The following is a 14,002-nucleotide window of genomic DNA, read 5'->3' as shown; positions in this document are numbered from 1 at the left end:
GTCGCAGATGACGTCCACTGCTACAGAACTCAATGTTGCACCCGGATCGATTGTCGTGGTGCGCGATGAGGAGTGGCTCGTCACCTCCGCCGAGCAGGGTTCTGACGGCTGGTTGATCCGAGTGCGGGGCTTGTCCGAGCTGGTCGCGGATACCACCGCTGCGTTCTATTCAAGTCTGGACAAGATCGAGGTCCAGGATCCCAAGGACGTTCAGGTAGTCGCCGACGACTCGGATGGATACCGAAACAGTCGGTTGTGGCTCGAAGCGCTGACTCGCAAAACGCCGGTACCGTACGGCGAGCAGTCGTTGACCGTCTCGAACCACATGCTTGCCGATTCCCTCGGCTACCAGCGCGCCGCAGTGGCGAAAGCCCTCGACCCCCGACATATTCGACCTCGAATTCTGCTCGCCGATGCGGTCGGTTTGGGAAAGACTCTCGAGATCGGAATGATTCTGTCGGAGTTGGTCCGGCGTGGGCGTGGCGAGCGGATCCTGATTGTCACGCCAAAGCATGTGCTGGAGCAGATGCAGCATGAACTGTGGTGCCGATTCGCGTTGCCATTTGTTCGGCTCGACTCCGCTGGCATTCAAAAGGTTCGTCAGAAGCTGCCCGCAACTCGCAACCCTTTTACCTATTTCAAGCGTGCGATCATCTCAATCGACACTCTGAAGAGTCCCCGTTACAAGGCACATCTCGAGCGCCACAATTGGGATGCGGTGGTTATCGACGAGTCCCATAACCTCACCAACACAACCAGCCTGAACAACGAATTGGCGCGAGTGCTGGCGCCGAAAACCGAGGCCCTGATCCTTGCCTCTGCCACTCCTCACAATGGACGCACGGAGTCTTTCGCAGAACTACTACGCCTACTTGACCCGACGATGGTTGCCCCCGACGGTTCCTTCACCAAGGAGGACGTCGACACGCTGCTGATCCGACGTCACCGTCATCACCCCGAAGTAGCTGCCGAGGTGGGAAGCGACTGGGCCGAACGCGCAGAGCCCGTGCACAAGTTGATTTCACCGTCGGCCGCGGAAGACGACGTCGCAGCGGAGCTGTCGCGCACCTGGCTACATCCCCAAGCCGGTACCTCGTCCCCTTATTCCGGCGATACCAAGGCTCTTTTCGGGTGGACGTTGGCGAAGGCATTTCTCTCCTCCCCCGCTGCGCTGGCCGAAACCATCAAGCAGCGTCGCAACAAGCTCGATCAGCACGACGCGAAACAGCGGCTCGAGCTCGACGCACTGGCCACTCTGAATGCGTTGAACGCCGAAGCCCTCAATGAAAAAGCCGGGAAGTTCTCCGCGCTAGTCGATCGTCTCCGCGAGATCGGAGTAGGACCCAAGTCGGATATGCGGGCGGTTGTTTTCGCCGAACGGGTTGCGTCATTGCATTGGCTCACCGAAAACCTTCCTGCACCGCTCAAACTCAAGCCTGAGAACATCGCTATGTTGCACGGCGGCCTCTCCGACGTAGAACAACAGGCAATCGTCGACAGCTTCAAACTGGCAACTTCACCTATCCGCGTTCTCGTCACAGGCGATGTCGCATCGGAGGGCGTAAATCTACATGCCCAGTGCCACAACCTGATTCACTATGACATTCCGTGGAGCCTCATCCGGATTGAGCAGCGTAACGGTCGTGTCGACAGGTATGGGCAGAAGTTCCCTCCCGTCATCTCCTCGCTGATTCTCGAGCCATCCGATCCCGACTTCTCTGGCGATCTCCGAATCCTGTCCCGACTTCTCGAACGTGAAAACGAAGCGCATTCAGCCCTCGGCGACGTCGCTTCTCTCATGGGCAAACACACTGTCGGAGAAGAAGAATCGGAAATTCGCAAGGTGTTGGCTACCGGCGCCAACATCGACGCAGTTGTACGTAGTGCCGAGGACGTTGCCGACGGGGACGATCTCGATGCGTTTTTCGCGCAGTTCGACGCCGAAGACGCATCCGAAACCCAGATTCCCGATGCTCCGCGGCAAAGCCTGTACAAGGACGACATCACCTTCTTGGATGAAGCCCTGCACGCCGCTTTTCACGATGCACCGGGCAATCATCCTGACGATGGCGGTGTGGGTTGGACGATCAACAAAACACACCAGATCGCTGAGCTGATACCCCCCAAGGATCTTCGTCAGCGGCTCGGCCAGTTGCCGCAGAACTATCTGCAACACGGTCGCATTCTCGAACGGCTCAAGCTCGCCACGTCGATAACAGTCGGCAACACACAACTGCAAATAGCCAAGGAAGGCAAGGGTGTCAACAACACAACGTGGCCCGAAGCCCATTTCCTCGGCCCGTTGCATCCAGTCCTCGATTGGGCGAGCGATCGGGCACTGAGCGCCCTGGGACGCAATCAGATATTTGTGATCCGCGGCGATGTGGAAGCCCCAACTGTGCTGCTGATGGGCACGTTAATGAACCGCCGTGGACAGCTCATCTCCAGGGTATTTTCGACGGCAGTCTTCCGTCATCCCGACAATCCTTCGTCCTGCGTGGTCCAGACACACGCGGATCTAGGCTTCCTCGTAGAGGAAACCGGGCTGCAACCGGGTTCATCGAACCCCGGTGGAGTCGAGAATGCTGAGCAATACAAGTCGCTGATACCCACTGCGGTCACCGAGGCACAGAATGCAATGTCGCTGACCTTGTCGGCCCAGCAAACCAGCGCAGAGAAGCGCCTCGCCGAATGGCGTATTCGCGCCGATCGATGGAACTCCGAAGCTGAGCAACTCGCATTGTTTGGTACTCAGAAGTCAGAGATCAGCCGCCTTGCTCGACGCATCGAGGAAGAGCAACGCCTCGCCGAGATGATGGCCCCCACCCAGCAGCTGGTGCGCCCACTGCTCGTAATCGTTCCCGCAGATACCTCCGCTGCGGTTTCCACCGAGAAGGACCAGTAACCGTGGCTACATTTGATTCCATCGTCGTCGGCGAAGACTGGATCAGCGAGCACTACTTCACGACCGATTCTGTCAAAGAGTCGTTTCAGGGCAAGGTCCTCGAACTCCGCAAGTATTGGGATGCGGAGGCGAAGGAAGGCCGCAACACAGTGCGGCAGGCGTTCCTCGCCGCATGCCGAGATCTCCATACTCGAATCGCCGCGTTAGCCGAAGATCCTGATGCCGCTCCTGCGGCGCACGCTCTGATTCGCGAATCGCTCGGCTTTGCAGGCACTCTCGCTCACTTCCACGGCGAGCGGGCCGGAACAGAAGTTGATGTCCCCAACGCGGCACTGGCTGGCGTCGATCAGGTCCTGTTCTTGCAGGCTCGCCCTGTCGAATCGATCAACGATCTACTCGATCCCACGACCGGTCAGCTTATCGATCCGGCAATTGTTGAAAACAAACAAATTCGCGCCGTATCCAAGGCCATATCGGAAGTGTTCCATACCGACGAACCACCAGCATTCGTCGTAGTGGAAGCCGGCCAGTGGCTGCTACTCGCTGAAGCTGAACGGTGGGCGGAGGGCCGCTATCTCGCAGTAGATCTCCTCGTAGTCGCAGAACGGCGTCACGAGGCACGCGGCGGCGAAATCGACAGAGCACTAGCAATATTCGGCCGGCAGTCACTCGTCCCCGACGCTGACGGAAATATCTGGTGGACCGGCGTTCTCGAAGATTCCGTCAAGCACACGGTTGGAGTATCAAAGGATCTTCGCGAGGGCATTCGACTGTCCATCGAATTGATCGCCAACGAGGTGGTGAACCGTCGCGCCGAGCAGAAGCTGACGCTCGACGGCATCAACGGGCAGGAACTCGCAAAGCACTCGCTTCGGTTCCTGTACCGAATTCTGTTCCTGCTGTACGCAGAGGCATCACCCGAGATGCGTGTGCTGCCTACCGGCGCACCCGAGTATGGCGAAGGCTATGGCCTGGATCGTTTGCGCGAGCTGACCCTCACGGAATTGGTCTCACCTCAGGCGCAGTCCGGAACCCACCTGTATGAGTCTCTGGCGACGCTGTTCCGTCTAGTGGACAGCGGCCATACCCCGCATGCTCCCGACCACGTCGCCGATGACCCAGCTCCAGGACTCGAGTTCAACAGCCTGCGCGCTGATCTCTTCTCCCCCAAGGCGACCGCGCTGATCGATGAGGTTGGCTTGGGTAACGAGACCACACAGAAGGTGCTTGAGCACCTACTCCTGTCAAAGGAGTCAAAGGGACGCAAGGGTGCCGATCGTGGCTTCATCAGCTATGCCGAACTAGGCATCAACCAGCTCGGCGCTGTGTATGAGGGCTTGATGTCCTACACCGGTTTCTTTGCTGAGGAAGACCTATATGAGGTCGCCAAGAACGGCGATTCCGAAAAGGGATCGTGGGTAGTCCCTGTGACTCGAGCGGACCACCTATCGAAGTCTGATTTCGTATTGACCAGCGAACCCGGCGAAGAACCAATCCCGGTAGTACACAAAGAAGGCAGCTTCGTCTTCCGCCTTGCCGGCCGCGAGCGCCAGCAGTCAGCTTCGTACTACACACCTGAGGTCCTGACGAAATTTGTTGTGTCGCAGGCCCTCGAAGAATTGCTGGATCAGGACGGAACCCGCACCACCCCGGAGCAAATCCTGCAGTTCACCATCTGCGAGCCCGCTCTCGGTTCGGGCGCCTTCGCCATCGAAGCGGTACGCCAACTAGCAGCTGAATACCTCAAGCGTAAGCAGGAAGACCTTGGCGAGCGGATCGATGCGGATAAGGTGCCGTTCGAGCTACAAAAAGTCAAGGCACACATCGCACTTCATCAGGTGTATGGAGTAGACCTCAATGCCACTGCAGTCGAACTTGCTGAGATCTCTCTTTGGCTCGACACAATGGTCGCCGGGTTGCAGGCGCCTTGGTTTGGTCTGCACCTGCGCCGCGGCAACTCCCTGATCGGTGCTCGACGTGCAGTCTATTCGCCAAGCCACTTCACGAAGAAGTCCTGGCTGACGACAGTCCCGAAAGATGTACCGCTGGGCGAGGAAATCGGCAACGGAATCCATCACTTCCTGGTCCCCTCGCAAGGTTGGGGTGCGGTCATCGACACGCCAGAAGCGAGAACCTACGCTCTTGAGAATCGCGATGACCTCCGATTGTGGCGCAATGGAATTCGCGGAAATCCCACTAAGACGATGATTAAGCGTCTCAGTGCACTTGCACAACGTGTCGAAACGCTCTGGGACTTCACCGCGAGACGCCTGGAGATCGCCGAGACAGAGATTCGCCGCGACATCGACATCTGGGGTTCTGAGAAGACCGAGCGCAATCCAGCCGTGACGCGCGAACAGATTGAGACTGTACTCAAGGATCCGAACGGCGCATACCGGCGACTTCGTCGAGTGATGGACGCGTGGGCTGCGCTCTGGTCTTGGCCGCTCACGTCGGATATCGAAGCACCCGACTGGGATCAGTGGATCGGCGGCCTCGAAGCGATCCTGGGTACGCCCATCAAGGAATCAACGAAGGAGAAGGCCGGCCAGCTCAATGTATTTGCCGAGATGAGTTGGGTCGAACTGGATGCGGCGGAATCCAACGAACTGCTATTCAGTGGCGCAACGAAGCTTGACAGTGCGATGCGCGAATTCCCATGGCTCCAGGTCGCCGAATCGATCTCAGCGAGTCAAGGCTTCTTTCACTGGGAACTCGACTTCGCGCCAGTATTCGCGAAGGGCGGCTTCGATCTACAGGTCGGAAATCCTCCATGGGTCCGACCAGACTGGGACGAGGCTGGCGTTCTTGCTGAGTTCGATCCCTGGTGGCGACTAGCCGAAGACCCCTCCGAATCCGCGATAATCGAGAAGCGCAAAACGACGCTTGCCGCGCCCAACGCAATGACGACAGTTCTAAACGAACGAGCGAATCAAGTGGGAGCCACAGAGCATTTAGCATCGTCGGTCGATCGTCCTGCTCTCAAAGGTCTGCAACCTGATTTGTACCGCTGCTTCATGGAGCGCACGTGGCGGATAATGAGCGCCGAAGGAATTGTCGGACTCATCCATCCCGATAGTCATTTCACCGAACTACGAGCAAAAAGGCTACGCAGCGAAGCGTACGGCCGGTTGCGGCGCCACTGGGAGTTCCGAAATGAATTGCGGCTATTCGAGATCGACCATGCCAAGCAGTACGCAATTCACATTTACGCAGGAGAAAGTAACGTCTTTTTCAAGCAAGCCGCATCGCTATACCACCCCAGCACAGTTGAACGATCACTTCTGCACGACGGCAGCGGCAGTGCTCCTGGGCTGAAAGACGATGCCGGCAACTGGGATCTCCGACCCCATTCCGAGCGAATAATCGAGGTGACAGCCACGGTTCTCGCAACGTGGGCACTACTGCTGGACGAGCCAGGCACCGCACCCTCCGAGGCACAAATGCTCTATCCGGTCAACCGTGCCAGTTCAAACGTCCTCAACAAGATTTCCAGTTCGCCCCGATTGGGGTCTCGTGAATTTGAGTGGACACCCGGTTGGCACGAGAGAGCAGACCGTAAACGCGGCTATTTTGAATCGGCCTCCGCCATCCCCGCTCGATGGGAAGAGGTCATCTTGCAAGGCCCACATCTGACTGTAGGCACTCCCCTGTACAAGCAGCCGAACAAGACCATGCGGAACAATCTCGATACCTCTGAGATTGATCTAAACAATATCTCTGAGGAATTCATCCCCCGGACGAGTTACCAGTTGGCCAAGCCCTACAGCGAATACCGGTCTGCTTACCGGAAATGGCTGGATGAACCCAGCTCGAACTTCTGCCGCTTGGCGTGGCGAGAAATGAGCCAACCAGTCAAAAGCGTTCGTACACTTCAGACTGCTCTGCTACCACCGGGCCCCACACACGTCCACGCGGTCAATACCTGTACCTTACCGACAAGCCACCGATACCTTGCGGTGATGGCCGGAGTCAGCCATTCAATTGTCGCAGATTTCGTAGTGAAGCTTATTGGCAGCAGTCACGTCAAGGCTTCAATCTGGAAACAGCTGCCGCTCCCAACTGAGAGCATGCTCGAAGACAACCTGATCCTCCGAACCCTGCGGCTAAACTGCCTCGTACGCCCCTACTCCCCACTCTGGGCTGAGCTCTACAATCCTCGCTGGCAACGCGATTCGTGGGTGCTGGGCAGCGGAATCGAATACTTGAACAGAGCACAGCTTGGTGCGGTGAGTGGAACATGGGAATGGGCGACGCCACTTCGCCGGGCCGCAGACCGCCGTCAGGCTCTAGTCGAGATCGACGCAATCGTCGCCGTCATGCTCGGCATCACAATCGAGGAACTGCTGACGATCTACCGCACACAATTCCCTGTTCTCCAGAAGTACGAGCGCGAGGCTCGCTATGACGCAACTGGACGCCAGCTTCCCGGAAAACTCGCGTCGGAGTACCGAAAGAAGGGCTTCCTCAAGCCGGCAGATCTCACCGTCGATGGTGTGACCTACCAAGAGCCTTTTGTCGGTGTTGATCGCGAGCACGATATGACGTTGGCTCACAAGCACTTCAGCGATCTCCTTCTGTAACAGCCTGATCCACCAACTCACGCCGCATCGCACACAAGAAGGACACCAATCATGGGGGCACTGCTGCCAACCCTGCAGGCTGAACATTTACGCGAGGGTCTCACAGACTACCTCGCGACCACGTTCGCGCTCACCGATCCTGACGCGCAGGGAGCCCTGACGGACTTCATCGGCGATCCCGAAGGCGGAATGTTCAAGGGTCCCTATGCGCGGCTGCGGCTACCATTTGCTCCTGCTGGCGGCAACTGGGGACTGCCGCTCGATTGGCGACCAGACGGGTTCACGCCATACGGTCACCAGGCCAGGGCCTTTGAACGGCTGTCAACCAAGTTCCAGGATCGGCCATTGCCCACCATGGTCACCACCGGAACAGGATCCGGCAAAACTGAAGCCTTCTTGTACCCGATAATCGACCATGTATTGCGCGCCAAGCAGGCCGGGATCACCGGCACCAAGGCCTTGATTCTGTATCCGATGAATGCACTGGCGAATGACCAGTCTGAACGTCTGGCTCGACTCATCACGAGCAATCCGGAGTTGGGAGCCGTCACGGCCGGTCTCTACACCGGCGAGCAGAAGACCGGCCGAACACAGGTATCGGAACACGGCCTGATCACCGATCGATCGATCATGCGTGACACCCCACCGGATATTCTGCTCACCAACTACAAGATGCTCGACCAGTTGCTGCTCCGCCCTGAGGACGCAGCACTGTGGCGGAAATCAGCAGAATCCATGCAGTACATCGTCCTTGACGAGTTCCACACCTACGACGGCGCTCAAGGCACGGACGTCGCGATGTTGCTTCGCCGACTCGGACTCACAGTGAAGAGTTACTGGACCGAAGCGTCGAAGGCCACCGACGCCGATCGAGCGCGTCCGCTTGGCAAGATCACTCCGGTCGCGACGTCGGCGACCCTGGGTTCTAAGTCCGATCCCACGACAATGCTGAGCTTCGCGCACACCGTATTCGGAGAAGAGTTCGACAACGATTCCGTCATCGGCGAAACCCGCACCACTGCCAAACAATGGCTCACAGATCGGCGACCCGATCTGGATCGACTGTTCAGACCGATTGACCCTCTTGTCGGCGATGCAGTAGACACGATCGCCAAGGCCGTCGAACAGAGCCGCGATACCGTCCCCGATATCAATCCTGTGATCGCCCGCGCAATCCTGGCCGAATTGTTCGAACGGACAGACGGTTCCGATTCAGATCATGGCCTGACCGATGCGGATTTGAAGGTGATGAGCAACAAAGAGGACGTTCTCCACCTAGTCAAATCGCACCCGTTGCTTGCGGCAGTCCTCGAACATGCCACTGACGCAGTCTCACTCGCAGATCTGGCATCGCGAGTCTTCGCCGCACCAACGCTCGAGCGCGATGCTCACCGAGTTGCCACAGCTCAGCAGAAGTTCCTCGACTACTTCTTTGCACTGCTGTCTCACATCCGGGCCGAGGTTGGCCCTTCAGCACTGAATGTTGATGTCCACCTCTGGGTACGAGAACTCAGCAGAGTCGACCGCCTGGTTCACGCCACCGCCGGCTACCGATGGTCAGATGACGGCACTGTCGCCGATCAACACGAACTGTTTCTGCCCGCCGTCTATTGCAGACACTGTGGACGCTCCGGATGGGGTGCACGTCTCGCCCCCACAGGCACGGCCCTCGACGTCACCGACGAGGCAATCCGCGTCGACCACGCAGCTGGCGCTTCTCGATTCCGCGCATTGATCTCCGCACCTGCCGAGGCTCAACTACATACGGAGCAAAACAAGATCGAGGGACTGCGCTGGTTCCACATCGATGACCGCGAAATCCTCGACGCTGCACCTGACGCCGACAGTGACGATGCCCTCGACGCCCGAGCGCTTCCGATCCTGACCCTCACTGGACCTGACGCGGATGAGCTGTCCAAGAAAGATGCATGCCCGTCCTGCGGCGTCGACGACGGCATTCGATTCCTCGGTAGCGCTGTCGCAACACAACTCTCGGTGACCCTGTCGAACATGTTCGGTAACAAGGATCTCAACGCCGGCGAGAAGAAGGCGCTGATGTTCACCGACAGCGTCCAAGATGCAGCCCACCGCGCCGGATTCGTGCAATCCCGCTCACACAGCCTTAGCCTGCGTTCAACTCTGCGCGGCGCCCTCGGCCCCACACCGATCGATCTGACGGAACTTACCCAGTCGGTGGTTGCACGCGCCGAGAACGACCCAACCCGTCGCTACCAGCTACTCCCGCCAGACATCGTCGACCGCGACGACTTCACTGCGTTCTGGAAATCCGATGCACACCACAGTTCCCGCCGCGCTGCAGAACAAAAAGCCAAGCGCCGCTTGCAATTCGACATCGACCTAGAATTCGGCTTGCAGTCCCGAACCGGTCGAACACTCGAACTCACCGGCAGCGTGGTCGCCGAAGTCTATCTAGGCCTGCCTGGGCGTGCTGAAACACTTGGTCGTCTAGCTGTCGAGAACACCGAGCATCTGCAGCTCGCACTCACTGATGCTGCGATTCCAGGCGAACAAGAGGGAATGTTCGTCGACCCCCGCGGTGAACAAGGGCGTTTTGGGGACGTAGATCAACCAGAAATCGACCCGGCAGCTTTGGCGCGATGGGTACGAGGAACGGTCGAACGCATCCGAACCCAAGGTGGTATCCGACACGAGTGGTTGCGCAGCTACCTGGAGAAGAACGCCAACCGCTACCACGTCTGGACCGGCCGCCCGAAGGGCGAAGGAATGCCCGCCTTCCCGAAAGGCCGTCCCGCACCGACCTTTCCCGCCTCCGGATCAGGGCCAGGTTCGCTTCCCGAGGGATTCGACTCGATCACCGCACCGTTATCGTGGTACGCAAAGTGGGCCTCCCAGTGCCTTGGTGTATCACCCTATGACGGAACACATCTCGCCAAATCACTGTTCACACTCCTGACCGAGCAGCGCATCCTCGACACCATCACCAGCGAAACCGGCCTCACCGTCTATGGACTGCAACCAACAATGGTGCAGGTATCGGCTCCCGATATCGAAGCGCTCCTTGATGGACAGCACCTTCTCGTCTGCGACGTATGCCAAGCACCAGTCCCCGGCAGCATCACAACGACGAAGGAAATGTCGGGCGCACCGTGCCTGTTGGTGCGCTGCCCCGGAACACTGCGCCGCTCAGCACGAACCGACAACTTTTACCGACGGCTCTACAGCTCAACCAAGATGAAACGCGTCGTCGCGCGCGAGCACACGTCGCTCCTGCCCACCGCTACGCGCCTCGCGTATGAAACCGCTTTCAAAAATGGCGGGGCAGATCCTCAAGCACCGAACGTTCTGGTCGCTACACCGACGTTGGAGATGGGTATCGACATCGGCGACCTGTCGACCGTCATGCTCGGGTCGATGCCCCGAACCGTCTCGTCGTACCTTCAGCGAGTCGGCCGCGCCGGTCGTCTGACCGGAAACTCACTGGTTCTGGCATACATACGTGGTCGCGGGGAACACCTACCCAAGCTGTTCGATCCGCTGTCTGTTATTCAGGGTGACGTCCGCCCGCCCGCCACCTTCCTGCGTGCAGAAGAGATCCTTCAGCGTCAGTACGTCGCACACATCATCGACCGGTTTGCCCGCGATCCACAGACGGTAGTGCTCAAGGAAGCCCGAGCTGTCCTCGGCAGCTTCGACGACGGCACTTGGATGGCTAACCTCATCGCTAACGCGGACAGCGAAGCACCAACGCTGACTGCAGAATTCCTCAGACAGTTCGACGGGCTGCTCAGCGACGATGCCATCAGCGCCCTGCAGACGTGGGCAACACCAGCAACCGACGGCAGTCACAGCGAATTGACGCTGCACCTTCAACAAACGGTCCATCGGTGGAACCGGGATCTGGCCGAGCTGACTACTCGGCGCGACACCGTCACCGAGCAGCTGCCAGAGTTCGAGCGCAGGTTCAATTCTCCAGCCGCTACAGAAGACGACCGCCGCGCACTGCGCACTGCGCAAGGGTCGATCAAGTTGCTGGGTGCACAGATCGTGTCCATGACCCTCGACTACTGGATCTCGGTACTCGAGCGCTACGGGGTTCTCCCCAACTACACGCTCCTCGACGACAGTGTCACTTTGGACGTCGGCGTCACATGGATCGATGCGGACAGCTCGGCATTCATGAGTGACGAACTCAGTTACCAGCGAGGTTCCCGCGTCGCACTCACAGAGCTAGCCCCCGGCGCCACGTTCTATGCGCAGGGATTGGCCGTCAAGATCGATGCTGTCGATCTCGGTACCGGTGAATCCAATATCCACACATGGCAGGTCTGCCCGCAGTGCGGCTGGGTTGCGATCACGCCGGCTGGCGCGACTCTGTCTCCCATCGCGTCGTGCCCTCGTTGTCAGAGCACTGCAATCGCTGACGTCAGTCAACGCTTGCAAGTGGTCGAGATGACGCGCGTGTCTGCAGAAGTACGTCGCGACGAAGCCACGATCAACGACGGTCGGGACAATCGTCATCAAGAACCCTTCACCGTCACTGTCGCGGCCGATATCGACCCGGCCCAGGTTGGACGATCCTGGTACGTCGCCGATCGAGATTTTGGTGCAGAGTATCTACGCCGCATGGATATTCGTTGGCTGAACCTCGGCAAGCGAACCTCACAGGGCAAGCAGCGCATCATCGCTGGGCAAGAATCACACACCGGCCTTTTCCGTGTGTGCGCGGCCTGCGGGCAGCTCGATGGCAAGGCCGGGAGCAACAACCAGTTCGAGCATCGCACCTGGTGCCGATTGAGGAAAGCAAAGAACGAGGATGTTCGCGAAATCGCGCTGTCTCGCACTTTGCGAACTCAGGGCGTGCTGCTGCACTTGCCTCCGGAGCTCGAATACGACACCTTTGCGCACCCGAGCTTGAGTGCCGCAATGCTTCTCGGACTCCGACAGGTCATTGGCGGTTCTCCCGAACACCTCGACGTGGTCACCATCAGCGACGCTCTCCGCGCGCCAGACCGCCGAGCACTTCTGATTCACGACACGGTTCCCGGAGGCACAGGCTATCTCGCGGAGTTCGCCGATCCGAACAAAGTATGGGAAGTTCTGGTCGCAGCCCGAAAGGTAGTGCGCGAATGCCCTTGCCGCGAGGAAGATCGTCTCGCTTGCCACCGCTGTTTGCTGCCGTTTGCAACACCGTACGAGATGGACAAGGTCTCGCGCATGACGGCTCTGACCGTCCTCGACAAGATCCTCGACGTGGAAGGTCGTCGCGCCCAACCTGACATCCAGGACTGGTTGACCTCGCTCACCGAGAATGCACCACCCCCACCTCCCGCCAGCGACGAGTCGCACCTCGAAAAGGACTTCTACACTTCCTTCATCGGACGCCTTCACGGGATGGGCGCAACAGTGGTCGAAAAGCCCGGCACTTATGGGCCGTCCGCAACCATCACGTTGCCAGGCAAGCCTGTTCGCCGGTGGTCGCTGATCCCACAGGTACAAAAGGGGTTCGTGATTCCAGACTTCATGCTGACGTCCTCGGATACCTCCATCCCCGAAGTCGCAATTTTCGCTGATGGTCGCCGCTATCACGCATCGTCGCAACACAATCGAGTAACCGACGACGCCGGCAAACGCGCCGGTCTCCGCGAATCAGGCCACATCGTGTGGTCCTTCGGACACGAAGACCTACAAAGGTTCAAGAACAACGACGAGTACGAACCTTCATGGTTGAACAGCAAGTCGACACAGTTCGCGACGAAGAGTTTCAATTTGAAGCCCGGACTACTGCGACTCCTCACCAAGGATCCGATTTCCCAGCTACTGGCGTTCGTCGCTGACCCTGACCTCGATTCATGGACTGCGCTGAGTCGATCCATGCCATATCTGTTTCTGCGCACTGACAATCGAGTTCAGTCGACCGCCGAATCGATGCTGTCGGCTGCGCTCGCGGCACTTGACGGTGGGAAACCCTTCTCGATCTCGGGCACCGATATCTGCTGGTCTCTGACCGAAGGCCCGTTGGCTGTGACAGTCGCAGTAACATCGCGTGCCGACAAATCTGCTACAGCAGTCCTTGCGCTCGACGACCGCAACGACGCGCTCGAAGCCCATGACGGTCGTGCGTGGAAAGAATGGCTGCGTCTCTCGAACTGGCTCGGACTAGCAGGCCGGCACCAGATCACCACCCGCACATTGCTGGACGCTGCACCTATCGCAGCACCGATTACATCGGCACCGGAGCCCGAGCAGTTGTCACCGATCTGGCAAAAGGCTTTGCACAACGCTGTTTCCGAAGCTGAGCGAAGTTTGGTTCACGCCCTCGGAACTGCGGAGCCGACGCTGACGCCACCCGAACTCGGGTACGAGACAGACGAGGGTGAGGTCCTCGACCTCGCGTGGCATTCCACCCGCGTCGGCGTGGTGTTTGACCACGACGAAGACGCGGCCAATACGATTACCGAAGCAGGGTGGACACTGTGCTCACCTGACATGGCATCCATCTTGGAAGCATTGAAGACGAGCGGGGAGTTCTGAC

General features: G+C 58.7%; 3 protein-coding genes. All 3 read left to right on the top strand.

Features of this window, described 5'->3' with window-relative positions; all coding sequences use genetic code 11:
* Positions 1-7: 7 nt before the first annotated feature.
* The 3 genes from CJ178_RS29465 to CJ178_RS29455 all read left to right on the top strand — a co-directional run bounded on the left by CJ178_RS29465 (position 8) and on the right by CJ178_RS29455 (position 14,001).
* The gene (locus CJ178_RS29465) at positions 8-2,905 is read left to right on the top strand and encodes an SNF2-related protein (RefSeq protein WP_095888743.1); all 2,898 of its coding nucleotides are present in this window, start codon (positions 8-10) and stop codon (positions 2,903-2,905) included.
* A gap of 359 nt (positions 2,906-3,264) precedes the next feature.
* Positions 3,265-7,488 carry an Eco57I restriction-modification methylase domain-containing protein gene (locus CJ178_RS29460; RefSeq protein ID WP_306453221.1) on the top strand — a complete coding sequence of 1,408 codons (4,224 nt, stop codon included), beginning with the start codon at positions 3,265-3,267 and terminating at the stop codon, positions 7,486-7,488.
* Positions 7,489-7,539: 51 nt separating this feature from the next.
* Positions 7,540-14,001 carry a DEAD/DEAH box helicase gene (locus CJ178_RS29455; protein ID WP_095888584.1) on the top strand — a complete coding sequence of 2,154 codons (6,462 nt, stop codon included), beginning with the start codon at positions 7,540-7,542 and terminating at the stop codon, positions 13,999-14,001.
* The last annotated feature ends 1 nt before the right edge of the window (position 14,002 follow it).

Origin of the sequence: Rhodococcus sp. ACPA4, assembly GCF_002300185.1 — a bacterium.
Lineage (GTDB): Bacteria > Actinomycetota > Actinomycetes > Mycobacteriales > Mycobacteriaceae > Rhodococcus_F > Rhodococcus_F globerula.
Note: the sequence above shows the minus strand (reverse complement) of the source record. Positions and strands in the feature narration are given on the sequence as shown.

Bases quoted from the DNA above. Each gene is read 5' to 3' on its own strand.
- CJ178_RS29465 (WP_095888743.1), top strand. From the start codon at position 8: ATGACGTCCACTGCTACAGAACTCAATGTTGCACCCGGATCGATTGTC.
- CJ178_RS29455 (WP_095888584.1), top strand. From the start codon at position 7,540: ATGGGGGCACTGCTGCCAACCCTGCAGGCTGAACATTTACGCGAGGGT.